Below are 25,691 nucleotides of genomic sequence, written 5' to 3'. Positions count from 1 at the left end.
TTTTCACGATGATTCATCGCAGGCACTTTTCGGTTGCGGCGGGTGCTGCAGCACTCGGTGGCTTCGGCATCGCGAGGGCGCAGAGCGAAGCCCCCGTCCTGCTGGGCCAGTCGGCGCCCTTCAGCGGCCCGGCGGCACAGCTCGGCATCCAGTTCCACCAGGGCGCAAAGCTGTACCTCGACCAATACAACGCGCAGCCCGGCCATCGTGACGTGGAGATCAAGTTTCTCGACGACGGATACGAGCCCGAGCGCTGCGCTGCCAACACGAAGAAGCTGATCGACGAGGAAGCGTTCGCGCTCTTCGGCTACATCGGCACCCCCACCAGCCTCGCGGCGTTGCCGCTGGCAGTGAATGCGAAGGTGCCCTTCATCGCACCTTTTACCGGCGCGATGGCGCTGCGGGAGCCCTTCCACCGCAACGTGTTCCACCTGCGGGCCTCGTACAACGACGAGACGGCGCTGATCGTGAAGCAGCTCACCCACCTGGGGCTGAAGAAGATCGCGGTGTTCTACCAGAACGATGCCTATGGCAAGGCCGGCCTGGACGGCGTGACGCTCGCGCTCTCGCAGCTCGGCCTGAAGCCGGCGGCCCTGGGCACGGTGGAGCGCAACACGGTCGATGTCACGGCGGCGGTGAAGACCATCGTGGCGGCCGGGCCGGACGCCGTGGTCCAGGTCAGCGCCTACAAGTCGTGTGCCGCCTTCATCCGCGAGGCGCGCAAGGCCGGCTACGGGGGCACCTTCTACAACGTGTCCTTCGTCGGCACGCAGGCCCTGGCCGACGAACTGGGCAAGGACGGCGCGGGCGTGGTCGTCACCCAGGTCGTGCCCTCGCCTTATTACGCGGCGAACGGCATCACGCGCGAGTTCAACGAAGCGGTGAAGAAGAGCGGCGGCACGGTGCAGTCCAACTTTTCCAGCATGGAAGGCTACCTGGCCGCCAAGGTGCTCGCCGAGGGCCTGCGCCGCGCGCCCGGCAAGCTCACGCGCGAGAGCCTGATCGCGGGGCTGGAAAGCATCGACCGTCAGCAGTTCGGTGGCTTCGAGGTCTCTTTTTCGCCGCGCAACCACGTGGCGTCGAAGTTCGTGGAGCTGTCGATGATCACGGGCGACGGCCGCATCAGGACTTGAGGTATCGCCCCCTCTCCCTCTTGGAGGGGGTGGGGTTGAGGGCACCGGGCCGTCGGTCCGGCGCCGCGCTTCATCGACCGCTGCATTCCCTCACCCCTGCCCTCTCAAGCGGGAGCGGGAGCAAGCCCGGACAGGCCATCCACGGCCTGGAACATTGCCTGCCGCGCCTGGCTGATCACCTGCCCGCGCCACGCGTCGGTGTCGCTGTAGAAGGCCGCGAGCATGCGCGCGTGGATGGCCTCGGCCAGCTCCGCCGGCGCTTCCGAATGGCAATGCAGCCAGTGGTCCCCGCGCAGCGCCGCCGTGACCTCGAGCATCGGCTCGGTGCCGTACTCCAGTGCGATCGAGGTGTGCTCGGCTTGAGGGCATTCCTCGTCCAGGGCGTAGCACATCAATCCGGTCAGGAAGGCCGAGGTCGAGGAGCCGTCGTACATCGAGGTAACGGGCGCCGCTGCGGTGCCCCACCACGCATTTGCCCTTGCGTACGCCGCCTTGTCGTCGCGCCCGGCGAAGATGCGCTCGCCGATGCCGTTCGGCCCGAGCCCGGTGTGCATGTCGATCCAGCCGAGGCGGGACGCCCGTCGCGCGTGGGTACGAAGCACCTCGCGTACCGTCTTGTTGCTCCACGTCGGCGCATTGCCGCCGTAGAACAGGCCGTCGGCAAACTGGTACTGGCCGCGGGTCACGGCGGCCTGGTAGAAGCCCAGCCCCTCGCGCGCGATGAGGGCGTCGATGTCGGCCTGGTTGGCCGCCGAGGGTGGCCACTGCTCGGGCAGCAGCAGCGCATGCAGGCTTGCGTACGCTTCGTTCACCGGCAGCGGCTGCGAGAAGTCGAGGAAGTTGCGGTTCAGGTCCACGTTCTCGTGCGTGACGCGCCGGGTGTGGGAAAAGCCGTAGGGGTTCAGCGCGTGCACATACAGCACGGACACGCCCTGGTCCCGCGCCTTCTCGCGCCACTCGGCGTCGTGCAGCGCGAACACCTGCACCCCGCTGCCGCAGTGGCCCTCCACGCCGTGGCAGCCGCTGCTCACGATCAGCAGGCTTTCGGCCTGCGGGTCGCCGTCGAGCGCGACATCCATGGCCAGTTCCTCGCCGTCGCGGCCCCGGAGCGGGTGCACGTGGGAGCGTACCGCCAGCCCGGCCGCGGCGCAGCCTTCCAGGAACTTCTGGCGGGCCAGCAAGTAGCGCCCCGCAAAGGCTTCGCCGACGCCGATCATGCGCCCCGCTCCCCCAGCGCTGGCGCTGCGAGGAACTCTTCGGCCAAGCGCACCCAGCAGGTCGCGCCGAGCGGGATCAGGTCGTCGTTGAAGTCGTAGCTTGCGTTGTGCAGCATGCAGGGCCCGCCGCCGTGGTGCAGGTCGCGGTGGCTGCCGTCGCCGTTGCCGATGAAGGCATAGGCGCCGGGCCGGGCCTGCAGCATGAAGGCGAAGTCCTCGGCCGTCATGGCGGGCTCCTGCACCAGCACGTTGTCCTCGCCGACGATGCCGGCCATCACGCGGCGCGCGAAGTTCGCCTCGGCGGCGGTGTTGATGGTCGGCGGGTAGTTGCGATGGAAATGGAAGTCGCATCCCGCGTCGTGCGCGGCGCTCACGTGCTCGGCGATCTTCTTCATGCGTGACTCGATCAGGTCCAGCACCTCCAGTGAGAAGGTGCGCACCGTGCCCTTGAGCTCGCAGCGGTCGGGGATCACGTTGCTCGCCTCGCCGCCATGGATCATGGTGACCGAGATCACGCCGGCTTCGGCCGGCTTCTTGTTGCGCGTGATGATGGTCTGGAACGCCTGCACCATCTCGCAGGCGATCGGCACCGGATCGATGCCGGTGTGCGGCAGCGCCGCATGGCCGCCCTTGCCATGGATGGTGATGGTGAACTCGTTGCTCGAGGCCATCGCCGGCCCGGGGCTGACGGCGAACTGCCCGGCCTTCATGCCCGGCCAGTTGTGCATGCCGAACACGGCCTCCATCGGGAATTGCTCGAAGAGGCCTTCCTTGACCATCTCGCGCGCCCCGCCGCCGCCCTCCTCGGCCGGCTGGAAGATCAGGTAGACCGTGCCGTCGAAGTTGCGGTGCTTCGCCAAATGCTGCGCCGCGGCGAGCAGCATCGCGGTGTGGCCGTCATGGCCGCAGGCGTGCATCTTGCCGGGGTGCTTGCTGGCATGGGCGAAGGTGTTGAGCTCGGTAACGGGCAACGCGTCCATGTCGGCGCGCAGGCCGACGGCCCGGGAGCTGCTGCCGTTCTTCACGATGCCGATCACGCCGGTGGTGGCCAGGCCGCGGTGGATCGGAATGCCCCATTCGGTGAGCTTGGCCGCCACCACGTCGGCGGTACGCTGCTCCTGGAAGCAGAGTTCGGGATGGGCATGCAGGTCACGCCGCACAGCGGCGATGCCGCCCGCCTGGGTGACCAATGAGTCGATGAGTTTCATATGAGTGAGTCTAGGCTCAGCGGAAAGCACATGCCAGACCAAGCGTCGATGCAGAGCTTCCGTGACAATCCCCGCATGCCGTTCCCCCACCTTTCCACCCGCAGCCTCGATTTCGCTCAGAGCCTGGTGCGCATGAACACGGTGAGCACCCGGAGCAACCTGGAATTGATCGACTTCGCCCGCGACCACCTGGCCGGCCTGGGCGTGCGCAGCCGGCTCACCTACAACGCCGACAGGACCAAGGCCAACCTCTTCGCCACGCTGGGCGCGGGCAAGCCGGCAGGCGTGATCGTCTCCGGCCACACCGACACCGTGCCCTGGGACGGGCAGGCCTGGAGCGTGGACCCGCTCTCGGCCCTGGTCCAGGACTGGCCCCAGGACGAGCACGACGGCGAGGCGATGCAGGTCGAGCCCCGCCTCTACGGCCGCGGCTCGGCCGACATGAAGAGCTTCATTGCGATCGCGCTGGCGAACGCCCGGCGTTTCATCGAGAGCGACTCGCCCTTCGCGGTGCACTTCGCCTTCAGCTACGACGAGGAGGTCGGCTGCTTCGGCGTGCGCGAGCTGATCGCCGACATGAAGGAGCAGGGCATCCGGCCGCTGGCCTGCATCGTCGGTGAGCCGACGATGATGGTGCCGGCCATCGCGCACAAGGGCGTCTACCGCTATCGCTGCTGCGTTCGGGGCAAGGAGGCGCATTCCTCGCTCACGCCGCGCTCGGTCAACGCGATCGAGATGGCGGCACGCCTGGTCGGCAAGCTGCGCGACATGGCCGAGGGCTTCGAGCGCGAGGAGCCGCGCTACGCCGGGTTCGACGTGCCGTTCAGTACCGCGAGCGTCGGCCAGTTCCATGGCGGCATCGCCGACAACGTGGTACCGCGCGACGCCGAGTTCCGCTACGAGTTCCGCGACCTGCCCACGGCCGACGCCCAGAAGATGCAGAAGGAAATGCGGCTGCACGCCAACCGCCTGGAGGCCGGCATGAAGAAGATCGCGCCCGAGGCGGGCTTCAGCTTCGAGACGATCTGCGAGATCCCCAGCTTCCTGACCACGGCCGAGGATCCCGTCACGCGGCTCGCGCAACGCCTGGCCGGCGAGGCGGGCACCACGCTCGTGGCCTTCGGCACCGAGGCCGGCCTCTTCAAGCAGGCCGGCATCCCGACGGTGGTGTGCGGGCCCGGCAGCATCACCCAGGCACACCAGCCCGACGAGTACGTGACGTTGGCCCAGCTCGCACGCTGCGAGCAGTTCCTGCAAGGGCTCGCAGAAACCCGGGAGATCCGCTGAAGCGCTTCGCCCTCGCCCTGCTCGGCGCCGCCGCCCTGCTCTATGCGGCGGCGACGGTGCTCGGGGCGCGTCATCCCAACCCGGCCTGGGGCTATGTCGCGGCCTTCGCCGAAGCCGCGATGGTGGGCGCGATTGCCGACTGGTTCGCCGTGGTCGCGCTGTTTCGTCATCCGCTGGGCCTGCCCATTCCGCACACCGCGATCATCCCGTCGAACAAGGACCGCATCGGCGCGCGTCTGGCCGGCTTCATCTGCAACAACTTCCTGAGCACGCAGCAGGTGCTGGCCAAGCTGGAGCAGCTCGATCCGGCCGCGCGGCTGGCCCGCTGGCTCGCGCAGCCGGCCCATGCCGCAACAGTCGGCGCGCACCTGGTGAGCGCGGCCCGCTACGGCCTGGCGGCCTTCGACGACGCGCGGGTGCGCGAATTCCTGGGCCGCGCTGCAGCCGCCGGCCTGGCGCAGGTCGACATTGCGCGGCTGTCGGGTCAGGCCCTGGACGCGTTGACGGCGAATGGACGGCACCAGGCCTTGCTCGACGACCTGCTGGCCCAGGTCGCGGCAGCGGTGGAGGGCGAGGAGGTGCAGGTGCAGATCACCGAGGCGATCGCGCGCGAGGTCCGGGCGCTGCGCTACGTCGGCCTCGACCAGGTCACGGCCCGCCTGGCCACGCGCAAGATCGTGGCCGCGGCTGCGCGCACTGTCACGGAGATGGCGGGGGACCCTGCGCACTCGGTTCGGCAGCGCTTCGATGCATTCATGCACGAGTTCGTCCACAAGCTCAAGACCGATCCCGAGTTCAAGCGCCGCGGCGAAGCCATCCGGGCGGAACTGCAGGCGCATCCGGCCATCGGCGAATACCTGCATGGGCTCTGGAGTGAACTGCTGGGGTGGCTGCACGAGGACCTGGCGAAGAGCGACTCGGAGATCCGGCGGCGCATCGTCGCAATGGCGGGGACGCTGGGTGCCCGCCTGGAGGCCGACGAGGCGATGCGGCGCTGGATCAACGAGCAGATCGTGGATGCGGCACCGCGCGCCATCGAGCGGTACCGGGAGGACATCCGGCGTTACATCGTGGAGCGGGTGGGGCAATGGAATGCCGAGGAGATGAGCGTGGAACTGGAGAAGCACATCGGGCGGGATCTGCAGTTCATACGGGTCAATGGGACGCTTGTCGGGGGGTTGGTGGGGCTGTTGATTCATACGATTACCCAGGCTTTGGCTTGAGTCGCTCTTTCCTTGAAAGAGATGACGAGAAGGGATTGATCGACTTGAAAGGTGCGCTTCAGTCGAGGCTGGGGCCGGGGCGTCGTCCCGGCAGCCGAGTCACTTTCTTTTGCTTCGCCAAAAGAAAGTAACCAAAGAAAAGGCGACCCCACTGGCCGCAGCCCTCCGCTTCGCTACGGGAAGCCTCCGGTGCTCGCTTTTCGCGGGGTCCGCGCAAACTCGCTTCGCTCAAACACGCGCGGCCCTGATCCGCGAAAAGCTCCGCTCCTCGGCTACGGCCAGAGGGGACCCGGAATCCAACGCGCCATGGCGCGTCCCTGTGTGGTGTGCAGATGGGCGTGAGCTCTGGATCCTTGCTCACGCTAGCACTCCGCGCACACGCACACGCACACACACATGGACACGCCTGTCCATGTCCATGTCCATGTCCATGTCCATGTCCGTGTCCGTGTCCGTGCTCGTGCCGTGCCGTGCCGTGCTCGTGCTCGTGCTCGTGCTCGTGCTCGTGCTCGTGCTCGTGCTCGTGCTCGCAATCACGGTCGCATGCGAGCGCATACGCACGCACCTGTTCCAGGCCTCGCGAAGCGAGGCCGTTGGTGGCCGAGCGAAGCAACGGCCCGTTCCTATCCCCTCTGCGCGTGCCGAGGAGCGGAGCTTTTCGCGGATCAGGGCCGCGCGTGTTTGAGCCGCAGGCGAGTTTGCGCGGACCCCGCGAAAAGCGAGCACCGCAGGTTGCCCGTAGCGAAGCGGAGGGACGCGCGCAGTGGGGTCGCCTTTTCTTTGGTTACTTTCTTTTGGCGAAGCAAAAGAAAGTGACTCGGCTGCCGGGACGACATCCCGGCTCCCCCTTCAAACAAGGCGCAACGTACCCGTCGAAGGCCCCGAGGGCCCTCACCCCAGCCCTCTTCCAAAGGAGAGAGGGAGCCAAGAAAACATCAAGCCCGAAACCGCTTTCTCGTCAACGCCAACGCCACCCAGAACGCTCCCACCGTATACACCACCAGCACAACCGCAGGCCATACCCAATCCCTCGGCCACTGATCCATGAACAACGGCCGCACCAGCGCAACCGCATTCGCAAGCGGCAGCCAGTTCGCGATCCGATGCACGAGCCCGGGCAACTGGTCCAGCGGAAAGAACACACCCGATAGAAACATCATCGGCGTCATGAACAGCGTGAAGTAATAGGTGAAGAAGTCGTACCCCTTCGCCAGCGCATTGAAGATCAGCGCAATGCATGAGAAGGTCACGCCGACGCCCGCGAGCACCAGCCACGCCACCAGCAGCTTGGGGCTGTGGCTGATGCCCAGCCCCAGCATCACGAACAGGATCGCCGTGGTGGTGAAGATGGCCTTGAAGGCCGCCCACAGCATCTCCGCGAGCACCACGTCGTCCAGCCCCACCGGCGCGTTCATGATGCCGTCCCAGGTCTTCTGCACGTGCATGCGCGAGAAGGCCGAGTAGAGCGCCTCGAAAGACGCAGCATTCATCGAGCTCATGCAGATAGAGCCACTCGCAAGGAACAGGATGTAGGGCACCCGCGCGCCGTCAACCGTCACCTGCCCCACCAGCGCGCCCATGCCATAGCCGAAGGCCACCAGCCAGATCAGCGGCTCGGCGATATTGCCGATGAGGCTGGGGATGGCAAGCTTGCGCCACACCAGCAAATTGCGCAGGAACACCGGCCACCACCGCATCGAGAGCTCGGGCGGGCGCCACACCGAGGGCACGGCTTGTAGTGCGTCATTGATCGAGGCGCTCATGTCTTTCTCCATGCGGGGAACACCGCGGAACCGGCTTTGCCGGGCCGCTGGTGTTGCCCCCCGGTGAGGGGGCTGAGGGGCGCGGCTCCAAGCCTGCCTGCGCAGGCTTGGACGGCCTGAAGGGCAAGGCCTCTGGCGGCAGCACGCAGGGCGGCTACACGAAGTGAGCCAACCTGGGGGAGAGCCATATGTTCAGCCGTCCTCGCGTATCTGCCGGCCTGTCAGCTTGAGGAACAGGTCCTCCAGGTTCGCGGGCCGATGAAAGGTACGCAGGCCCTTGTGGCTGTCGAGCGCATTCAGCAGCCCGCGCGCATCCTGCGTGTAGAAGAACACCGTCTCGCCGCTGACCTCGACGCGCGCGGCAAAGTCCTTGAGGGGCGACTGCGCCAACCCCAGCGCGCCGTTGCCGTAGACCTCGACCACGTCGGGCTCCAGATGCTCGGCGATCAGGTCACGCGGCCGGCCTTCCGCGATCTTGCGTCCATGGTCGATCACGATCAGACGCGAACACAGGCGCTCGGCTTCGTCCATGAAGTGCGTGGTCAACAGGATGGACTTGCCCTGCTGCAGCAGCAGCTGCAGGCGCTCCCACATGAGATGGCGCGCCTGCGGGTCCAAGCCGGTGGTGGGCTCGTCGAGCATCAGCAGCTTCGGATCGTTGACCAGTGATCGCGCCAATGACAGCCGGCGCCGCATGCCGCCCGACAGTTCGCCCGGCTTGGCGTCGGCCTTGTGCGACAGCGCCGCGAACTCCAGCAGCTGCGGAATTCGCGGCGCGATCTGGCGCCGGCTCATGCCGAAGTAGCGGGCGTAGACCATCAGGTTCTCGGCGCAGCTGAAGTCGGGGTCGAGGGTGTCGAACTGGCTCACCACGCCGAGCTGCGCCTTGATCGCGCGCGCGTCGCGCGGCATTGACAAGCCCCCCATCGCCTCGATGCTGCCGCCGTCGGGCGCAGTGAGCCCCAGGCAGATGCGGATGGTGGTGGTCTTGCCGGCGCCATTGGGGCCGATCACGCCCAGGCACTCGCCGGGCGCGATGCTGAACGAGAGGTCGTCCACCACGGTGGTCGTGCCGTAACGTTTGTGCAGGCGGCTCGCTTGAAAGAGAGGAACGGAAGGGCTTGGCACCGGGTCATTGTGGCGCAAGCGATCAAATTCATCGGCCCTTGCTCCATCACGCTACGCATCTTCGCGACGCTGGAAGCGGGCAAACATCGAGGAACACGGCGGAACCGGCTTTGCCGGGCCGCTGTGTTGCCCCCGGTAGGGGGTGGGCGGCTACACGAAGTGAGCCAACCTGGGGGCGAGCAACATCCCCACCGCGGAACCGGCTTTGCCGGGCCGCTGTGTTGCCCCCGGTAGGGGGTGGGCGGCTACACGAAGTGAGCCAACCTGGGGGCGAGCTATAAATGGAGTCCCTCGAACTCGTTCTTCATCCAGTCGATGAAGGCCCGCGTGCGCGCCGGCAGCAGCCGCGCGTGCGGATAGATCACGCTCACCGGCCGCGGCGCCAGCTCGAAGTCGTCGAGCACGATGCGAAGCCGCCCCTCCCGCACCAGCGGCAGCACCTGATAGGAGAAGAAGAATCCGAAGCCCAGGCCGGCGGCGCAAGCTTCCACTGCGGGTGCGATGTGGTTGAACTCCAGGTTGCCGCGGGCCGCGACCGTGAAGTTGCGGCCGTTCTCGCGGAACTGCACGGGGGCGCCCGGCTGGACCCGCACGCAATTCGCCTCGAGCAGTTCGCGCGGGTGCCGCGGCGTGCCGTGGGCGCGCAGGTAGGCCGGACTCGCAACCGCCACGCGGCGGATGGTGCCAAGCTGCAGGGCGACCAGCGACGAGTCCTCCAGCGGGCTGATGCGGACGCCGACATCGATGCCCTCTTCCAGCAGGTTCACCGTGCGGTCGTGCAGCAGCACGCTGCACCGCACCTTGTCGTAGCGCTTCAGGAAACGCACGATGGCCGGCGCCACGTACATGTGCCCGAAGAGCACGGGCGCGGTGACGGTGAGCTGCCCGGCGGGCTCGGCCGCCTCCTGGCTCAGCGCCCGGTCGGCGGCATCGGCTGCAGCCAGCACCTCGCGCGCACTCTGCAGGTATTGACGCCCCTCTTCGGTCAGCGAGATGCGGCGCGTGGTGCGGTGGAAGAGGCGCACGCCCAGGTGCGCCTCCAGCGCGGCCAGCGAGCGGACCACCGCGGGCAGCGAGCTCTCGAGCGCACCGGCGGCCTTGGTCAGGCTGCCTTGTTCTGCGATCTGTACGAAAGTCTGCATGGCTTTGAGACGGTCCATGCGCACGATTAGACCGCATTGCGCAGCAGTGAAATGCAACCAGCACCATTACTCCGGCTGATGGATCGAAGAACAATGGCTCATCCACACTCACCAGGAGAAAGCCGATGACCGCCGTCCATCCTGCCCGCCCGATCACCGTGTACAGCTCGTCCATTTCCGGCCACAGCCACCGTGTCCGGCTGTTCCTGTCGCTGCTCCGTCTGCCTTTCGAGATCGTCGAGCTCGACCTGAAGGCCGGCGAACAGCGCCGGCCCGAGTTCCTGCGCCGCAATGCGTTCGGCCAGGTGCCGGTCATCGAGGATGGCGATGTGACACTCGCCGACTCCAACGCGATCCTGCACTACCTCAACGAGCGCTACGCACCCGATCCGGCGCGCTGGATGCCGCGCGATGCGCTGGGCGCGGCCCGCGTGCAGCGCTGGCTCTCCGTCGCCGCCGGGCCGCTGGCGCAGGGCCCGTCGATGGCGCGCGTGATCGTGCTGTTCGGCCTCGCCACCGACCCGTCCGACGTGATCGCGCGCTCGCACAACCTGCTGCGCGTCATGGACAGCGAGCTTTCCGACCGCCCGTTCCTCGCGGGCGACAGCGTGACACTGGCCGACGTTGCCAACTACACCTACGTGGCCCATGTTCCCGAAGGCAATGTGTCGCTGCAGGACTATCCGAAGGTGCGCCAGTGGTTGCAGCGCATCGAGGCCTTGCCAGGCTTCGTGCCGATGGCCGCGTCTCGCATCGGGTTGGCGGCATGAGACGCCGCGCCCCTCCCCGGTCGAACAGCGCCGCAGCGCATGGTGCGGAGCTTGCCCGATGACCGCGCTCGCATGGCATGAGGGCGAGCGCGTGCTGCAGGCGCGCGCCGGCATCGCCCATCGCATGGCCGAGATCGGGCCGCGCGTGCTGCGCGACCACATGCCCGAGCAGCACCGCACTTTCTTCGCACAGTTGCCTTTCCTGATCGCGGGCAGCCTGGACAGCGCAGGCCAGCCCTGGGCCAGCGTGCTGGCCGCCGCGCCCGGCTTCGCGCATTCGCCGGACCCCCGGCATCTGCGCATCGACGCGCTGCCGCAGGCCAACGATCCGCTCGCGACGGCGTTGGCGGTAGGCGCGCCCATCGGGCTGCTCGGCATCGAGCCGCAGACACGGCGGCGCAACCGGATGAATGGCACGGTCGATGCGCTGGATGCGCGCGGCTTCTCGGTCGAGGTGGGTCAGAGTTTCGGCAACTGTCCGAAGTACATCCAGGCGCGCGAACCGGTGTTCGTCGGCGGTGCGGCGGCGCCGGGCTTCGGCCCGCGCATGCACGGCCTGGACGCGCAAGCGCGGCGCATGGTGCGCGCGGCCGATACCTTCTTCATTGCCACGGCGCACCCTTCGGCCGGCGACGCTCGCTCCCCGGCCGAAGGCGTCGACGTCTCGCACCGCGGCGGCCGGCCGGGCTTCGTGAGGTTCGAAGGCGAAGGCACGCTCACCGTGCCGGACTTCACCGGCAACGCCTTTTTCAACACGCTGGGCAACATCGCGTTGAATCCGAAGGCCGGACTGCTCTTCGTCGACTTCGCCACCGGCGATCTGCTGCAGTTGACGGTGAGCGCCACAATCCTCTGGGAGGGTCCGGAGGTCTACGCCTTCGCGGGTGCCGAACGCCTGCTGCGCATGGAGGTGCTGACCGCGCAGCGTGCCCCGGCCGCGCTGCCCTTGCGCTTCGGGCCGGCGAGCCTCTCGCCCTTTCTGGAGGCGACGGGCCGCTGGCCGGAAGAGCGCTGACGGAAAGCGCGCCTCTCAACGGAAGACGGGGATGCGCGCATTGACCGAGGGCCGGTAGTACCAGCCGCGCTCGCGCAGCGCGGCCCCATCGAGGCCACGCGCCAGCAGCGTCTCGACCCCTGCCACCGCCAGCGCGCAGGCCAGCGCCTGGCCGGGGCAAGCGTGCGGACCGCTGCCGAAGCCCAGCATGCGCCGACCGTCGCGCTCGAGCATGAAGCGATCCGGGTGGGCGTTCAGATGCGGATCGCGGTTCGCCGCACCCATCACCAGCAGCACCGCCTCGCCCGCTTCGAGCCGCGTCCCCGCCAGCGTGGTCGGCTGCGCGACGAAGCGGCGGGTGTTCTGGACCGAGGGATCGTGGCGCGCCGTTTCCTCCACCAGCGCCGGGAGCAATTCCGGGCGCGCGGCGATCGCATGGTGGACGCCAGGCTCGCGGGCGAGCGCCAGCAGGCTGTTGCCCATCAGCCCCGCGGTGGCTTCGCAGGTCTGGGAGAGCAGGCCCGCCAGGTTGGCCAGCAGCGGGCGCGACGTGTCGCCCGGCGCTTGCGCGCGCACCGCCACCAGCAAGCTGCCCTCACGTGCCGGCCGTGCCGCCACGGCTTCGAAGCGCGCCATCAGCGCCGCCGCCGCATCGCTGGCAGCCTCCAGCTGGGCTTCGGAGGACAGCGGCGACAGGCAGGCGACGAAATCGCGCGTCCGCTCCGCAAGAACGGGCAGTTCCTCGAACGCGAAGCCGAACAGATGGGCCACGGCCGCGACCGGCCAGTCGAAGCAGGCCTGCGCCGCGGTGGCCGCCGGAACCTGCGCCGCAATACGCGGCATGGCCGCGCGCACGCTGCCCAGATCGAGGCTGCCCAGCGCTCGCTGCAGCACTGGCTTGTGGGCGGCATGCGCGGCGCCGTCGTTCATGCGCACCAGACGGCCGAAGAGTTCACCGGCCGGCGCGCCCGCAATGGCGCGCGGCACCGGCTCGGCGGCGGGGCGCACCCGCAACGCGGGGTTGGCGAAGGCCTCCTGCAGCACCTCGGCCCGGGTCGCGACCCAGAGGCCCAGGCGCTCGTCGCGCGCGAGCGGCGGGCCTTCCCGCAAGCGGGCGTACCAGGCATAGGGGTCGGGATGGGTGACGGCCGCGACGGCGTCGGCGGGTGGGTCGATGTGCGGTTGTTCCATGGGGCGCAGTGTCGGACTTCTAGCACATCCATACTTCGCTTAGCATCGAAGTATGGATGCATCGAATGCCGACACCCACCTGGCGCGCCTGGCCGGCGCGATCGCCGAGCCTGCCCGCGCGCGCATGCTCTGTTGCCTGCTGGACGGCCATGCCCGCACAGCCACCGAACTGGCGGTGGTCGGCGAGGTCGCGGCATCGACCGCGAGCGCCCACCTGGCAAGGCTGAAGGAGCAGCGGCTGGTCGAATCGGTGGCGCAGGGCAAGCACCGCTACTTCCGTCTTGCCGGCAGCGAGGTGGCCGCGGTGCTCGAGGGGTTGCTGGTGGTGGCCGGCGCACCGCGCAGCGAGTTCACGCCGCGCACGCCGAGCCGGTTGCGCGCAGCACGCACCTGCTACGACCACATGGCCGGTACTGCCGGCGTCGCGCTGCACGACCGGCTGCATGCCCAGGGATGGCTGCAGGCCATGGCGGGAGGCGACGACTACGAGCTCACGGCCGAGGGCGCGGTCGCGCTGGAAAGCCTGGGCATCGACATCGACGGCGCGCGCCGTTCGCGCCGACGCTTCGCCTGCGCCTGTCTCGACTGGAGCGAGCGGCGGCCGCATCTCGGCGGCGCGCTGGGCGCCGCCTGCCTGCAGCTGTCACTGCGACGCGGCTGGGTACGCCAGGCGCTCGACGGCCGCGCGCTCGCGCTCACGCCCAAGGCGCAGCGTGAGATTCCAGAACTCTTCGGGGCATGATCGGTTCCGGGAAATCAGAGGCGCACGCCGTGCATTTCCTGGAGGCGCGAGGGGCGCCTTTCAGCTTTTCAGCTTGAGGATGTAAGTCAAGATGCCGGCCATCGACTGGTCCAGTTCCAGGAAGCCCTGGAAGTCCTTGCCTTCCATCCAGTAGCTGTCCCAGTTGCTGCGCTTGAGGCCTTTCTGCCAAGTGTCGGTGGCGACCGCGCGGCGCACGGCGTCGAGCAGCACGGCCTGGCGTTGCACCGGCACTGCCTTGCCGGTGAAGACGCCGCGCCAGTTGGCAAGGTCAGCGTCGACACCCTGTTGCCGCACCGAGGGCACGCCCATGAAGGCGTTCTTCGACGACACGCCGATCGCACGCAGCTTGCCGCTGGCGATCTGCTCGCTGAATTCGCTGTAGCCCGAGATGCCGGCAACTGCCTTGCCCGACTCCACGGCAGACACGACCTGCGCGCCGCCCGCAAAGGGCTGGTAGACCAGCGCGGAAGTGTTGCCGGCTGCACGCGACAGGATGCCGGCGAACATGTGGTCGACCCCGCCCGCCGAGCCGCCTGCGATGACGGTATTGGCCGGATCGGTGCGCATCTTCGCGATCAGGTCCTTGGCGGTCACGATGGGCGAGTCGCCCTTCACGGCCACCACCTCGTAGTCGCTGGTCAGCCGCGCCAGCGGCGCGATGCGGCTCATGTCCACTGCGGGCTTCTGCAGCGCGACGGCGCCGACCATCACCATGCCGCTCATCAACACGGCATTGGGGTCGGCGTCGTACTTCTCGGCGTAGCGTGCCAGCCCGATGGTGCCGCCCTTGCCGCCGATGTTCTCGTACTCGACCTGCGCCACGGCGCCGGCGGCCGTCATGGCAGCGCCGAGCGCGCGGCCGGTCTGGTCCCAGCCGCCGCCCTCGTTGGCGGGAATGACGATGCGCAGCCGCGGTATCGCAGCGGCAGGGGCCGAGGGCGCGGGCTTCGCGGCCTGCGCCAGCACCGAGGCCGGCGCCATGGCGGCGGCCGTTGCCGCGAGCCATGTGTTGAAGATGCGGCGTGTCGAATCGACCATGCGAGTCCTCCCTGTTGCAATGAAGGAATCGTAGTCACGGCCGGCACGGCCGCGACGGCGTTCGTCAGGAAGAATCAGGCGCCGCCTGCCAACAAAATCTCGAAATCGTCATACCAAACTACTGGAACGCCACTTCGGCGAAACTGCGCAGCTTGCGGCTGTGCAGCCGGCTCGATCCCTCGCGCCGCAGCACGTCGATCGCAGCCATGCCGATGCGCAGATGCTGCTCGACGCGCTCGCGGTAGAAATGGTTTGCCATTCCGGGCAGCTTGATCTCGCCATGCAGGGGCTTGTCGCTGACGCACAGCAGGGTGCCGTACGGCACTCGGAAGCGAAAACCGTTGGCGGCAATGGTGGCGCTTTCCATGTCGAGCGCCACCGCGCGGCTCTGGCTGAAGCGGCGCTGCGGCTGGTTGCCGGGCAGGAGCTCCCAATTGCGGTTGTCCGTGCTCGCCACGGTGCCCGTGCGCATGATCTTCTTGAGCTGGGTGCCCTGCATGCCGGTGACATCGGCCACCGCCTTCTCCAGTGCGAGCTGGATCTCCGAAAGCGCGGGGATCGGCACCCACAACGGGAGCTCCTCGTCGAGCACATGGTCCTCGCGCACGTAGGCGTGGGCCAGCACGTAGTCGCCCAGCTGCTGTCCCTGGCGCAGGCCGGCGCAATGGCCCAGCATCATCCAGGCGTGCGGGCGCAGCACGGCGACGTGGTCGGTGATGGTCTTGGCATTGGCCGGGCCGACGCCGATGTTGACCATGCTGATGCCGCTGCAGTCCTCGCGCACGAGGTGGTAGGCCGGCATCTGCGGCAGGCGGCCGGGCGGCGTGCCCTGGCTGCCATCGAGCAGCGCGCCGTAGAACGCGCTCGATCCAGCCGCCAGCCCGCGCCGGCGCGTGACCACGTTGCCGGGCTCGATGAAGGCGATGTACTCGCTCTTCTCGTCGGCCATGGCCTCGCGGCCCAGGCGCACGAACTCGTCGATGTAGAACTGGTAGTTGGTGAAAAGCACGAAGTTCTGGAACCACTCGGGCGCGGTGCCGGTGTAGTGGCGCAGCCGGTGCAGCGAGTAGTCCACCCGCGCGGCGGTGAAGAGCGCGAGCGGCTGCGCCTCGCCGGGCCGCGCCTCGTAGGTCCCGTTGGCGATGCCGTCGTCCATGGCGGCCAGCTCCGGCAAGTCGAAGACATCGCGCATCAGCAAGCGCCGTTCCTCGCTCATGGTCCCTTCGATGTGCTCGTTCTCGGCAAACGAGAAGTGGATGGGAATCGGCTGGGTGCTGGTGCCGACCTCGAGCTCGACCTCGTGGTTCTCGAGCAGCAGCCGGAATTGCTCGCGGTAGTAGCGCTCGAAGAGATCGGGGCGCGTCAGCGTGGTCTCGTAGCGGCCGGGCCCGGCGACGAAGCCATAGCTGAGCCAGGCGTTGGCCGCCGGGGTGCGGCGCGACACGGTGTGGGTGTGCACCCGCACGAAGGGGTAGCAGGCGCGCACCCGGCCGGGCATGCTCTCGCCGGCCACGAAGCGCTGCATCGCCTCCCGCAGGTGCGCGAGGCCGCCGTCGTAGATCAGCCGCACCTGTTCGAGCACGGCGGCGGGATCTGAAAAGCGGGCCGGGGCGATGAAGGTGGGCATGTAGGGCATGACACGATTGTGCCGCCTGTGCCCGGCGCTGCCTCGGCCTCACAGCAGTTCGTTGAAGGTGTAGAGCAGGTTGTCCTTGCAGCGGTGCCGCAGCCCGCGCCGGGCCCAGGTGTCGCTTCGCAGCTCGACGCAGTCCCCCATGTCGCGCTCGAAGATCGCCTCGAGCTGCGCGGCCAGGGCATCGTCGCGCACGCCCAGCGTGATCTCGTCATTGGTCTCGAAGGACCGGTCGTCGAAGTTGCTCGATCCGATGGCACACCATGCACTGTCGACGGCCATCACCTTCTGGTGCAGCAGACACTTCGAGTATTCGAAGATTCGCACGCCGCCCGCCAGCAGGAGGTGGAAGTTCCGATGCGCGGCGTGCTGGACCATGGGCATATCCGAGGCGTCTGCAGACGGCACCATGACCCGGACGTCGACGCCGCGTTTGGCCGCTTCGCACAAGGCTTCGATCGCCTCGCTGTCCGGCAGGAAATAAGGGTTCTGGACCCAGATCCGCTTGCGTGCGACGCACGGCACCAGGTGGTGCAGGATCTTCACCGCAGGCGGGGACCCTTCGGGCTTGAGGCTCGCGACATGGATGGCAACGTCTCCCTCGCGTTCGAGGGCAGGGAACACGTCGTCCCCGACGAAGAGCTCCCCGGTATCTTCCACCCAGTTCTCGCTGAACGCCCCCTGCACCGCATGAACGATGGGCCCGCGCAGGAGAACACCCAGGTCGCGCACGTGCTCGCGGCTCTCGCCGTTGCCGAGCCAGCTGTCGACGATGCAATGGCCGCCCACCAGCGCGACACGGCCATCGACGACGAGCAGCTTGCGATGATCACGGTCGTTGAAGACGCCGATGTTGCGGATGTGCCGCGGGTGATGCATTTCGAGCCGGCAGCCTCCTGCCCGCAGGCGCTCGGCGTCGCGGCCCATCTTCTTGCCGCCGTCGGCATCGACCAGCACGCGCACCTTCACGCCTGCGCGGCGGCGTTCGACCAGCGCATTCGCCAGGCGCTCGCCAAGTTTGCCTTCCTTCCAGAGAAAGGTCTCGAAGTGGATGGTGGACCTGGCTCGGCCGATTTCCTCGAACATCGGGTCGAAGAAGGAGCCGTTCTCCATCAGCACGACCGAGTTGCCCTCGTAGACCGTGCCCTGCGTCAAGCCGGCCAGCGAAGGCAGGAGTTCGGCAATGGGGGCATCGCATTCGACCACCAGCCGGGGGTCCCGATGCCTGCGGATGGACCAGATGACCAGCCCGAGCACGACGACGAGCGCGGCCAGGACCAGCAGCATCCACCCGGACTTGAGCCAATCGAGCGAAGCGGGGGCCATGCCGCGCCGGACGGCGTGTCAGCGCTTGGGATCGATGCCCTTGATCGGATCCTTCTTCACGTCCTTCCCGATCTCGACGACCTTGTCCTCGTTGGCCTGGTCGCGGAACTCGCCGGGTTGCTTCTCGGTGCTCTTTTCCATGTTGTCCTTGACGCTCTCGCGGTCGGTCGTCTTCGACCCGTCCTTCGTCTCCTTCGTGTTCATGGCAGCTCCTTGGTAAGGCCGGCCTGTCCGCAGCGAGGCATCGATGCGGATCGTCGGCGCATCGACAGCGTCGCCAACGCGGCGGCAGCGCGGTGTCAGGCAACAAGAAGTCCGTGCGTCAGCTACACCGCCCGGTCCTTGAGCGCCCTGGCCGCCCGCCGGTAGATCAGGATCATGGAAAAAAGGCCGAAGAAGGACAACATCGTGGCGGTGAGCGCGAGCGCGAACAGCGCGCCCGGCACCTCGTCATCCGTTGCCAGCAGCGCGAGGGAAAGGCAAACCGCCCACAGCGCACCCCAGCGGAGGATGTAGATGTCCATGTACGTCTTCAGCCAGACGTAGTTTCGAGTCCTGATCGCCGCCCGCTCGGGCGCGCTCGCATGCGTCGGGGTCGACTCCAATGCGGCCGTGGGCCACCAGAACCGCCGCCAGACAGAGCCGGCGCTGCTGTTTTGCCGGGAAGGATTCATCGGACCGCCCCTTTATCCGGGCATCGGTTCCCGCATGGTGACGAACTCCTCCGCGACCGTCGGATGGATGCCGATGGTGCTGTCGAACACCCGCTTGGTGGCGCCCGCGCGCATCGCGACGGCGAAGCCCTGCACCACCTCGCCTGCGTCAGGCCCCACCATGTGCAGACCCACCACGCGGTCGGTGGCGCGCTCGACCACCAGCTTCATGAAGGTGCGCTCGCCGCTCTGCGAGAGCGTATGGCGCAGGGCCTTGAACTCGCTCGAGAACACCCGGACCTTGCCGAACTTCGCACGCGCCTCGGCCTCGGTGTAGCCGCAGGTGCCGATGTTGGGATGGGTGAAGACGGCCGTGGGCGTGAACTCGTAGTCCAGTTCGCGCGGCCCCTGGCCGAACAGGGTGTCCACCACGACCATGGCCTCGGCGAGCGCCACCGGGGTGAGCTGCTGCTTCGTCGACACGTCACCCACGGCGTAGATGGAGGGCACCGAACTGCGGTAGTGCGCGTCGACCACGACGCTGCCGCGTTCATCGAGTTCGACGCCGGCCATCTGCAGGCCCAGGCCCTCCGTGTTGGGCATGCGGCCGGTGGCATAGAGGATGACATCGGCCTCCACGCGCACGCCGCGCGAGAGCAGCGCACACAGGCCGCTGTCGGCCCGCGTGACCATGTCGATCTCGCTGTTGAAGCGGATGTCGATGCCGGCACGGCCCATCTCCTTGGCCAGGAAGTGGCGCAGGTCCTCGTCGAAGCCATTGAGCAGGTGCGGCCCGCGGTACAGCTGCGTGACCTGCGCCCCCAAGCCGTTGAAGATGGAGGCGAACTCGCAGGCGATGTAGCCGCCGCCCACCACCAGCAAGCGCTTGGGAAAAGGGTCGAGGTCGAACATCGCATCGGACACCACCACGTGCTCTCGCCCCGCGAGCTCCGGCACGAAGGGCATGCCGCCGGTGGCCACGAGGATGTGGCGCGCCGTGTGCTTCTTTTCGCCGATCTGCACGGTGTGGGCATCCGCAAGGCACGCCCAGCCCTGGATCAGCCTGACGCCCGCACCTTCGAGCAGGTTGCGGTAGATGCCGTTGAGGCGCGCAATCTCCTTGGCGCGGTTCGCCTTGAGTCGGTTCCAGTCGAAGCGCGGGGGACTGTCGAGCGTCCAGCCGAAGCCGGCTGCCTCTTCGAACGATTCCGCATAGCCAGCGGCGTAGCTGTAGAGCTTCTTGGGAATACAGCCCACGTTGACGCAAGTGCCGCCCAGCTCGGCGCATTCGGCCAGTCCCACGCTTGCGCCGCGCTGGGCCGCCATCCGTGCCGCGCGCACGCCGCCGCTGCCGCCGCCGATCACGAAGAGGTCGAAGTCGTATGTGCGCATGAAAGCCGCTCCTTGCGGCCGACTGTAGCCGCACGAAGCAGAGGCTGCCGCCGCGGGTGCTCACACCCCCTTCAGGGCCGGTCGAACTGCTGCGCGGAGTCCCGCGAGGTCCAGCGCTGCCGTGGATCGCCGCCGCCGGCACGTTGTTGTTGCTGCTGCTGTTGCTGTTGCTGCAATTGCTGCAAGGCCCGTTGCTGGTGTTCCTGCGCCTGGCGCAGCGTGTTCTGCTGCTGCATCTGGACCTGTTGGGCCTGTTGCTGCGCCTGCATCTGCTGCTGCGCGCGCAGGGCTTGCTGCTGTTGAACCAGCTGGAGCTGTTGAGCCTGCGCTTGGGCGGCGCGCTGCTGCATCTCCTGTTGGGCGCGCAGAGCCTGCTGCTGTTGCTGTTGCTGTTGCTGTTGCTGCTGCAGCTGCAGCTGAAATTGCTGTTGCGCCTGGGCCTGCGCGGCGCGCTGTTGAAGCTCCTGCTGCTGGCGAAGCGCCTCGCGTTGCTGCATTTGCGGGAACTGCTGGGCCGGTTGTGGCTGCTGCGCCTGCTGCATCTGCTGGAAGCGCTGCATCTGCTGCATTTGAAGCTGCTGCTGCTGGGCCTGGACGGCGCGCTGCTGCAACTGAAGTTGCTGGGCCTGCTGGGCCTGCTGCGCTTGCTGAGCCTGCGTTTGCTGGACTTGCTGCACCTGTCGGGCTTGCTGCAACTGCTGCAACTGCTGCGACTGCTGGGACTGCTGGAACTGTTGCTGCTGACGTCCCCTCAGGTCCGGCGGCGGCAGCGCGCTCGCCGAACGCCCGAAGCCGCCGGGGTGCCGGTCACCCCGCGCGGGAACCGGCGCGGCAGCGACGATCGGCAACTGCGCCGTGGCACCCTCCGGCGTGCGCAGGAAGTCGCGGCGGGCGATCGGCCCGCGGCCGAAGATGTCCACCGGCACCAGCGACAGCGCACCCGGCGTGTTGCGGTGCAGGTAGTCCGTGCGCGCCAGCTGGCGCTGGTAGGCGATGGCGCGGTTGGCCTCGTCGACGTAGCGCTGGCTCGCACGGTAGCCCGGCCGCCACGGTTCGCCTGGCGCGAGCGGGAACCAGCCGATACCCGCGCGGCCACCCGCCGCCACGTTGGCATGGGCCCCGTCGCCACCCACGAAGCCGACCAGCGCCGGCGCATACACGGGCCGCGTGTTCGCCCGCCCCGGCACCCAGGCCCAGCGCGGGCCGATGCGGGCCCAGCGGCCATAGTGCGAAGGCGCGAAGCCCCAGGGCGCGGCGTCGACCCAGGTCCAGCCCCAGGGGGCGATGTCGACCCACTGGCCATCGCGGTAGGGTGCCCAGTCGGCATCGACGCTGCGCGGGTACCAGACGCTGCCATAAGTCGGATCGCTCTGCCAGTCGCCATAGCGGTCGAGCTGCTGGTAGCCCAGCACATCGCGCGAGACGTAGCGGGCTGAAATCGACTGATCCTCCAGCCGGTCGCGTTCGGCCACCCAGCGGTCGAAGGCGTCGCCGGCGCGCACCGCCTCGCCGCTCACCGCGGCCAGTTGGCGCCCCGAGACGGTGAGCTGCTGGTGAGCGCCGAGCGCCACCGATTCGCCGTTCTCGCCGTAGAGCGTGAGCCCGCCGGCGGCGACCGCCACGCGCGTGGTGCCGGCGGCCGGGTCCACCTCGATGCGGTAATCGCCTGGAGTCTCGACCACTGCCGCCAGGTTGGCTGTGCCGATTTCCAGCCGCTGCCCGGCCATGGCCTCGCGCACGCGCAACTGCAGGCGGCCGCGGGCCGCGGTGAAGCGGACGTTGTCGTCGTCGAGCTCGGACACCACCAGCAGCGTCTGGTCGTCCAGGCGCAGCGCGGTCGAATCCACGTGCAGCTCTGCCCGCGCGTTGCGGTCGGTCCAGAGCCGGTCGCCGGTGGTGATCGGCCGGTTGGGCACTGCGTCGTACCAGGTGTCGTCACCCGCTGGCGAGAAGCTGACGGTGCCCTGCTGCTCGTCCAGACGGGCCACGCGGCCGGGTGGATCCTGCTGCGCCCAGGCCGCAGCGCCCGCGGCGAGCAGCAGCACCAGGCCCAGCAGCCCGCCGAAGGCGCGGCGGGCGGCGTGCAAGGAAATGCGGTGTTTCATGATCGGTCCTTGGCTTCAGACCCCTGCAACGCGCGAGGACGGGCCGTCGCTGGCAACTGGATTGCAAAGCTCTGGAACTATCCCGCGCGCGGCGCAACCGTGTGTAAGCAAGGGACTGATCTCGGCCTGGTCAGGCCGTCATCGGATGGGCGAGAAAGAAGCGCAGCATCTCGCCGCTCGCATCCGGCCCGGCGGGGTCGGTGAAGGAGCCGTCCGGGCTGCCGCCTGACCAGGCGTGGCCGGCGCCGTGCACCCGCCAGTGCTCGACCAAGATGGCGCCGCGTGTATCGGCATAGGTCAGGCGGGTGAAGGCACGGCCGCCCTCCGAGCGTCCCTCCATCTCGTGCGCCGGCGGATGTCCGCTCCCGGCCAACAGTTGCGCCACCGCATCGGCCGCCACCTGCTCGCCATTGCGCGGGTGCACCGTCTCGTCGGCATCGCCGTGGAAGACGATGGTCGGCCGCATGGGCCCGCCGGAGCTCGCCTGGCCGGGGCCGTTCTTCATCGCGCCGAGTGCCGAAAGGAGGTCGCGCGCCACGCCACTTGGCAGGCCGGAGTGCACGCCAGCGGCGGCGAAGAGGTCGGGATGCGTCCGGGCCAGGATGTCGGCCATCGACCCGCCCGCGGACAGGCCCGCCACGTAGACGCGTGCCGGATCGGCCCCGTGCTCCCGCACAACCGCCTGCGTGAGCGCCGCCAGGAGCGCGGGCTCGCCGCGCCCGGCCTGCTGGTGCTGCGGCAGGAACCAGTTCCAGCACTTGCCGGCGTTGGCCTTCTGGGTCTGGGTCGGATAGAGCACGAGGAAGCCGAGCTCGGTGGCGAGATGGTTCATCCGCGTGCCGGTGGCGAAGTCCTCCGGGTCCTGGCTGCAGCCGTGCAGCATGAGCAACAGAGGGCGCGGCCGGCCGGCACCGTGCCCGGGGATGAAGAGCTTGTAGTCGACGTTGCGGTGCTGGTGCTCGAACCGGCCGTCGAGCCACTGCGCCGGCGCCACGGGGGGAAGCAGGCCAATGTGCCGCAGGGCGCATGGCACGGCGCGCTTCCAGCGCGCGAATCGCTCGAGCAGGGATGTCACGGCAGGGGGGCAAAAAGGCCGATTGTCGGCGCCCGTTGCCGCCGCCTGCCTATTTGTACAGCAGCTGCGGCAGCCACAACCCGATCTGCGGCCAGATGTACAGCAGCAGGATTGCCAGCACCTGGATACCCATGAAGGGCAGCATGCCGAGGAAGATCTGGTTCAGCGACACATGCGGCGGACTCACGCCCTTCAAATAGAAGGCCGCCATGGCGACTGGCGGTGACAGGAAGGCGGTTTGGAGGTTCATTGCCACCAGCAGCCCGAAGAACAGCGGGTCGACGCCGAAGTTGTCCAGCAGCGGTATGAAGATCGGCATGAAGATCACGATGATCTCGGTCCATTCCAGCGGCCAGCCGAGAATGAAGATGATCACCTGGCTCAGCACCAGGAACTGCACCTTCGAGAGGTCCATGCCCAGAACCCATTCCTCGACCAGCTGCTGGCCGCCGAGCAGCGCGAAAGCGGCTGAAAAGATGGCCGAACCGACGAACAGCCAGCACACCATGGCAGACGTCTTGGCCGTGAGAAAAACCGATTCCTTGAGCACATCCAGCGTCAGCCGCCGGTAGGCGGCCGCCAGCAGGAAGCCCCCGAGCGCACCCATGGCGGCCGCCTCCGTCGGCGTCGCAAGGCCCAGCACGATGGACCCGAGTACCGCCACGATGAGGATCATCAGCGGGAAGAAGGATGCGAGCAGCATCTTGAAGATCTCGAGCCGCGCGAAGCTGAGGAACAGGTAGAACAGTGCAACCATGGCGCCGAGCACCGCGAAGCAGACCCACCACCAGGTGGGTGCCTGCCGCGTGGTGGCACCCTCCGCGGCGACCACCGCGCCCGGGTCCGTGGTGGGCGAGGCCGCAGTACTGCCGGACGGCACTCGCGCGGCGCCGGCGCCCGCGGGCGGAGGCTCCTGCACGGCGTCAGCGCCGGGGGGCTCGGCGAGCCCGCCCCCACCCTCGCTCGGCGGCTCCTGGAGGCCACCTTCGGTGTCGGCCGGCGGCTCCTGCAAGCCGCCCGAGGCCGCCTCGGGCGAACCGCGCCCGACGCCGATCTCTTGTATTTCGTACGTCTCCGCCGCCTCCACGAGGGTCGCGGCGCGGTAGCTGGTGACGGCCAGCAGCGCAAAGAGCAGTCCGGGCAGCAGCACGATGCCGAGCTGCCGCAGCAGGAAGCCCGCGGGAACCTCGGCATTGCGGCGACCCTTGAGTCCGGCAACCAAGCCCGCGAAGGCATGGCGAGACGGGTCGCGCGTGAGCCGCTGCGTCAAGGGCGGCAGCGCTACCGCGCGATCGGCGGCCGACAGCGGCGGCGCCCAGGCGGGCTTGAGCTTGGCCACGAGGACCACGTAGAGGACGTAGAGCGAGGCGAGCAGCACACCCGGGAAGAAGGCGCCCGCGTACAACTGGACCACCGACACGCCGGCGGTGGCCCCGTAGACGATCAGCAGCACCGAAGGTGGAATCAGGATGCCGAGGCAGCCGCCCGCCGTGATCGCCCCCGCGGACAGCGGGATGCTGTAGCCGGCGCGCAGCATGGCCGGCAGCGCCAGCAGCCCCATCAGTGTCACCACGGCGCCGACGATGCCGGTGGCCGTGGCGAAGATGGTGCAGGTCACCAGCGTGGCCACCGCCAGCGCGCCCGGCAGGCGCGCGAGTGCCAGGTGCAGGCTCTTGAACAAGGTCTCGATGAGGTTGGCGCGCTCGACCAGGTACCCCATGAAGACGAACAGCGGCACCGCGATCAGCACGTCGTTCGACATGGTCTTGTAGGCCGCCTGCACCATCAGGTCGAGCGTGTGCGTGGTGTTCCGGTCATAGGCAAACCAGGTGAAGATCATGCCCATGCCCATCAGCGTGAAGGCCGTGGGAAAGCCCAGCATGATTGCGACTACCACCAGCGACAGCATCAGCAGGCCGAGGTGGCCGTTGGTGATCGTGTCCGCGCGCAGCAGCATGATGCCCGCCGCGGCGACGATCAGCACCATGAACGAGAGGCCGAACCAAAGTTCGCGCCGGATCATGGCCTGCCCTCCTTGGCAACGACCACCGCGTCCAGCGCGCGGATGTCCGCATCGTCCACGTGCACCATTTCCTTGAGCTTCTCGACATCCACCTCCTCGACATCCTGCTCGCGCGAAGGCCATTCGCCGTCGCGTATGCACTGCACGCAGCGCACGATCTCGACGAAGCCCTGCAAAAGCAGCGTGACGCCGGCGAGCGGAATGATGTACTTGAACGGATACAGCGGGATCGGATCGGCGGAGAAGGTCTGCTCGCGAATTGCCAGCGACTCCCCGGCATAGATCCAGCCGGCCCAGGTCAACGCGACGATGCCCGGCAGAAAAAAGAGGATGTACAGCGTCAGGTCGATGATCGCCTGCGTGCGCGGCCGGAAGAACCCGTACAGCACGTCGCCGCGCACATGGCCGTTCTTGGCGAGCGTGTAGGCACCGGCGGTCATGAACAGCGCGCCGTACAACATGATCTGTGCATCGAGCACCCAGGCGTGGGGCCGGTTGAGCGCGTAGCGGGAGAACACCTCCCAGCTGATGAGCAAGGTGAGCAGCACCGCGCACCAGGCGAAGGTCTTGCCGATCCAGGTTGAAAAACGGTCGACCGCCAACAGAAAAGATTGCATTGCGAAACCC

At 68.1% G+C, this 25,691-nt stretch carries 23 protein-coding genes; 7 read left to right on the top strand and 16 right to left on the bottom strand.

Annotated features, from left to right (window positions below):
• Positions 1-8 precede the first annotated feature (8 nt).
• Positions 9-1,133: an ABC transporter substrate-binding protein gene (locus E5CHR_RS03775; protein ID WP_162578442.1), complete on the top strand. Its 1,125-nt coding sequence runs from the start codon at positions 9-11 to the stop codon at positions 1,131-1,133.
• 104 nt (positions 1,134-1,237) lie between these two features.
• Here E5CHR_RS03775 and E5CHR_RS03770 read toward each other — a convergent pair whose 3' ends face one another.
• The gene (locus E5CHR_RS03770; RefSeq protein ID WP_162578441.1) at positions 1,238-2,350 is read right to left on the bottom strand and encodes a M14 family metallopeptidase; all 1,113 of its coding nucleotides are present in this window, start codon (positions 2,348-2,350) and stop codon (positions 1,238-1,240) included.
• Entirely contained in the window at positions 2,347-3,558 is a 1,212-nt protein-coding gene (locus E5CHR_RS03765) for a M20 aminoacylase family protein (protein ID WP_162578440.1), read from the bottom strand. Before E5CHR_RS03765 ends, E5CHR_RS03770 begins: the two co-directional genes overlap by 4 nt.
• 75 nt (positions 3,559-3,633) lie before the next feature.
• Between E5CHR_RS03765 and argE the strand changes: the two genes are divergently transcribed.
• The 3 genes from argE to E5CHR_RS03750 all read left to right on the top strand — a co-directional run bounded on the left by argE (position 3,634) and on the right by E5CHR_RS03750 (position 6,753).
• Positions 3,634-4,845, top strand: a complete 1,212-nt coding sequence (gene argE / locus E5CHR_RS03760; protein WP_162578439.1) for an acetylornithine deacetylase — start codon at positions 3,634-3,636, stop codon at positions 4,843-4,845.
• A complete protein-coding gene (locus tag E5CHR_RS03755) occupies positions 4,842-6,068 on the top strand; it encodes a DUF445 domain-containing protein (protein ID WP_162583550.1) in 1,227 nt (408 codons plus the stop codon). The genes argE and E5CHR_RS03755 overlap by 4 nt, the downstream gene beginning before the upstream one ends.
• 412 nt (positions 6,069-6,480) lie before the next feature.
• The gene (locus tag E5CHR_RS03750; protein ID WP_162578438.1) at positions 6,481-6,753 is read left to right on the top strand and encodes a hypothetical protein; all 273 of its coding nucleotides are present in this window, start codon (positions 6,481-6,483) and stop codon (positions 6,751-6,753) included.
• A gap of 250 nt (positions 6,754-7,003) precedes the next feature.
• Here the strand turns inward: E5CHR_RS03750 and E5CHR_RS03745 are convergent, their stop codons facing one another.
• The 3 genes from E5CHR_RS03745 to E5CHR_RS03735 all read right to left on the bottom strand — a co-directional run bounded on the left by E5CHR_RS03745 (position 7,004) and on the right by E5CHR_RS03735 (position 10,119).
• Entirely contained in the window at positions 7,004-7,831 is an 828-nt protein-coding gene (locus E5CHR_RS03745; protein ID WP_162578437.1) for an ABC transporter permease, read from the bottom strand.
• A gap of 192 nt (positions 7,832-8,023) precedes the next feature.
• Complete coding sequence (locus tag E5CHR_RS03740) at positions 8,024-8,959, bottom strand: ATP-binding cassette domain-containing protein (protein WP_162578436.1); 936 nt, start codon at positions 8,957-8,959, stop codon at positions 8,024-8,026.
• A gap of 275 nt (positions 8,960-9,234) precedes the next feature.
• Positions 9,235-10,119, bottom strand: a complete 885-nt coding sequence (locus tag E5CHR_RS03735; protein ID WP_162578435.1) for a LysR family transcriptional regulator — start codon at positions 10,117-10,119, stop codon at positions 9,235-9,237.
• A gap of 107 nt (positions 10,120-10,226) precedes the next feature.
• Between E5CHR_RS03735 and E5CHR_RS03730 the strand changes: the two genes are divergently transcribed.
• The gene (locus E5CHR_RS03730) at positions 10,227-10,871 is read left to right on the top strand and encodes a glutathione S-transferase family protein (protein ID WP_162578434.1); all 645 of its coding nucleotides are present in this window, start codon (positions 10,227-10,229) and stop codon (positions 10,869-10,871) included.
• Positions 10,872-10,929: 58 nt separating this feature from the next.
• On the top strand, positions 10,930-11,886 hold the full coding sequence (locus tag E5CHR_RS03725; RefSeq protein WP_162578433.1) for a pyridoxamine 5'-phosphate oxidase family protein: 957 nt from the start codon (positions 10,930-10,932) through the stop codon (positions 11,884-11,886).
• 15 nt (positions 11,887-11,901) lie between these two features.
• Here the strand turns inward: E5CHR_RS03725 and E5CHR_RS03720 are convergent, their stop codons facing one another.
• Positions 11,902-13,056: a cytochrome P450 gene (locus tag E5CHR_RS03720; protein WP_162578432.1), complete on the bottom strand. Its 1,155-nt coding sequence runs from the start codon at positions 13,054-13,056 to the stop codon at positions 11,902-11,904.
• 52 nt (positions 13,057-13,108) lie between these two features.
• Here E5CHR_RS03720 and E5CHR_RS03715 point away from each other — a divergent pair, with 52 nt between their 5' ends.
• The gene (locus E5CHR_RS03715) at positions 13,109-13,798 is read left to right on the top strand and encodes an ArsR/SmtB family transcription factor (RefSeq protein WP_162578431.1); all 690 of its coding nucleotides are present in this window, start codon (positions 13,109-13,111) and stop codon (positions 13,796-13,798) included.
• A 60-nt stretch (positions 13,799-13,858) separates the two neighbouring features.
• On the opposite strand, the gene E5CHR_RS03710 is transcribed toward E5CHR_RS03715, so the two are convergent.
• The 10 genes from E5CHR_RS03710 to E5CHR_RS03665 form a co-directional block, all read right to left on the bottom strand.
• Positions 13,859-14,857, bottom strand: coding sequence for a Bug family tripartite tricarboxylate transporter substrate binding protein (locus E5CHR_RS03710; protein ID WP_174255688.1), 999 nt, complete (start codon positions 14,855-14,857; stop codon positions 13,859-13,861).
• Positions 14,858-14,975: 118 nt separating this feature from the next.
• Positions 14,976-16,493: an AMP nucleosidase gene (locus E5CHR_RS03705; protein WP_162578430.1), complete on the bottom strand. Its 1,518-nt coding sequence runs from the start codon at positions 16,491-16,493 to the stop codon at positions 14,976-14,978.
• Positions 16,494-16,532: 39 nt separating this feature from the next.
• The gene (locus tag E5CHR_RS03700; protein WP_162578429.1) at positions 16,533-17,816 is read right to left on the bottom strand and encodes a phospholipase D-like domain-containing protein; all 1,284 of its coding nucleotides are present in this window, start codon (positions 17,814-17,816) and stop codon (positions 16,533-16,535) included.
• 18 nt (positions 17,817-17,834) lie between these two features.
• A complete protein-coding gene (locus E5CHR_RS03695) occupies positions 17,835-18,020 on the bottom strand; it encodes a hypothetical protein (protein WP_162578428.1) in 186 nt (61 codons plus the stop codon).
• A 122-nt stretch (positions 18,021-18,142) separates the two neighbouring features.
• On the bottom strand, positions 18,143-18,340 hold the full coding sequence (locus E5CHR_RS03690) for a hypothetical protein (protein ID WP_162578427.1): 198 nt from the start codon (positions 18,338-18,340) through the stop codon (positions 18,143-18,145).
• 162 nt (positions 18,341-18,502) lie between these two features.
• Entirely contained in the window at positions 18,503-19,861 is a 1,359-nt protein-coding gene (gene gorA, locus E5CHR_RS03685) for a glutathione-disulfide reductase (protein ID WP_162578426.1), read from the bottom strand.
• A 71-nt stretch (positions 19,862-19,932) separates the two neighbouring features.
• The gene (locus E5CHR_RS03680; RefSeq protein WP_162578425.1) at positions 19,933-21,966 is read right to left on the bottom strand and encodes a DUF6600 domain-containing protein; all 2,034 of its coding nucleotides are present in this window, start codon (positions 21,964-21,966) and stop codon (positions 19,933-19,935) included.
• 130 nt (positions 21,967-22,096) lie between these two features.
• The gene (locus E5CHR_RS03675; RefSeq protein ID WP_162578424.1) at positions 22,097-23,041 is read right to left on the bottom strand and encodes an extracellular catalytic domain type 1 short-chain-length polyhydroxyalkanoate depolymerase; all 945 of its coding nucleotides are present in this window, start codon (positions 23,039-23,041) and stop codon (positions 22,097-22,099) included.
• A 49-nt stretch (positions 23,042-23,090) separates the two neighbouring features.
• Positions 23,091-25,064, bottom strand: coding sequence for a TRAP transporter large permease (locus E5CHR_RS03670; protein WP_162578423.1), 1,974 nt, complete (start codon positions 25,062-25,064; stop codon positions 23,091-23,093).
• Positions 25,061-25,681 carry a TRAP transporter small permease subunit gene (locus tag E5CHR_RS03665; protein WP_162578422.1) on the bottom strand — a complete coding sequence of 207 codons (621 nt, stop codon included), beginning with the start codon at positions 25,679-25,681 and terminating at the stop codon, positions 25,061-25,063. Before E5CHR_RS03665 ends, E5CHR_RS03670 begins: the two co-directional genes overlap by 4 nt.
• Between the last annotated feature and the right edge of the window lie 10 nt (positions 25,682-25,691).

The organism is Variovorax sp. PBS-H4, assembly GCF_901827205.1.
GTDB lineage: Bacteria > Pseudomonadota > Gammaproteobacteria > Burkholderiales > Burkholderiaceae_C > Variovorax.
Note: the sequence above shows the minus strand (reverse complement) of the source record. Positions and strands in the feature narration are given on the sequence as shown.

Coding starts and splice junctions, on each gene's coding strand:
- E5CHR_RS03775 (WP_162578442.1), top strand. CDS start 9: ATGATTCATCGCAGGCACTTTTCGGTTGCGGCGGGTGCTGCAGCACTC.
- E5CHR_RS03770 (WP_162578441.1), bottom strand. CDS start 2,350: ATGATCGGCGTCGGCGAAGCCTTTGCGGGGCGCTACTTGCTGGCCCGC.
- E5CHR_RS03765 (WP_162578440.1), bottom strand. CDS start 3,558: ATGAAACTCATCGACTCATTGGTCACCCAGGCGGGCGGCATCGCCGCT.
- argE (WP_162578439.1), top strand. CDS start 3,634: ATGCCGTTCCCCCACCTTTCCACCCGCAGCCTCGATTTCGCTCAGAGC.
- E5CHR_RS03750 (WP_162578438.1), top strand. CDS start 6,481: ATGTCCATGTCCATGTCCATGTCCATGTCCGTGTCCGTGTCCGTGCTC.
- E5CHR_RS03745 (WP_162578437.1), bottom strand. CDS start 7,831: ATGAGCGCCTCGATCAATGACGCACTACAAGCCGTGCCCTCGGTGTGG.
- E5CHR_RS03735 (WP_162578435.1), bottom strand. CDS start 10,119: ATGGACCGTCTCAAAGCCATGCAGACTTTCGTACAGATCGCAGAACAA.
- E5CHR_RS03730 (WP_162578434.1), top strand. CDS start 10,227: ATGACCGCCGTCCATCCTGCCCGCCCGATCACCGTGTACAGCTCGTCC.
- E5CHR_RS03725 (WP_162578433.1), top strand. CDS start 10,930: ATGACCGCGCTCGCATGGCATGAGGGCGAGCGCGTGCTGCAGGCGCGC.
- E5CHR_RS03720 (WP_162578432.1), bottom strand. CDS start 13,056: ATGGAACAACCGCACATCGACCCACCCGCCGACGCCGTCGCGGCCGTC.
- E5CHR_RS03715 (WP_162578431.1), top strand. CDS start 13,109: ATGGATGCATCGAATGCCGACACCCACCTGGCGCGCCTGGCCGGCGCG.
- E5CHR_RS03710 (WP_174255688.1), bottom strand. CDS start 14,857: ATGGTCGATTCGACACGCCGCATCTTCAACACATGGCTCGCGGCAACG.
- E5CHR_RS03705 (WP_162578430.1), bottom strand. CDS start 16,493: ATGCCCTACATGCCCACCTTCATCGCCCCGGCCCGCTTTTCAGATCCC.
- E5CHR_RS03700 (WP_162578429.1), bottom strand. CDS start 17,816: ATGGCCCCCGCTTCGCTCGATTGGCTCAAGTCCGGGTGGATGCTGCTG.
- E5CHR_RS03695 (WP_162578428.1), bottom strand. CDS start 18,020: ATGAACACGAAGGAGACGAAGGACGGGTCGAAGACGACCGACCGCGAG.
- E5CHR_RS03690 (WP_162578427.1), bottom strand. CDS start 18,340: ATGGACATCTACATCCTCCGCTGGGGTGCGCTGTGGGCGGTTTGCCTT.
- gorA (WP_162578426.1), bottom strand. CDS start 19,861: ATGCGCACATACGACTTCGACCTCTTCGTGATCGGCGGCGGCAGCGGC.
- E5CHR_RS03680 (WP_162578425.1), bottom strand. CDS start 21,966: ATGAAACACCGCATTTCCTTGCACGCCGCCCGCCGCGCCTTCGGCGGG.
- E5CHR_RS03670 (WP_162578423.1), bottom strand. CDS start 25,064: ATGATCCGGCGCGAACTTTGGTTCGGCCTCTCGTTCATGGTGCTGATC.
- E5CHR_RS03665 (WP_162578422.1), bottom strand. CDS start 25,681: ATGCAATCTTTTCTGTTGGCGGTCGACCGTTTTTCAACCTGGATCGGC.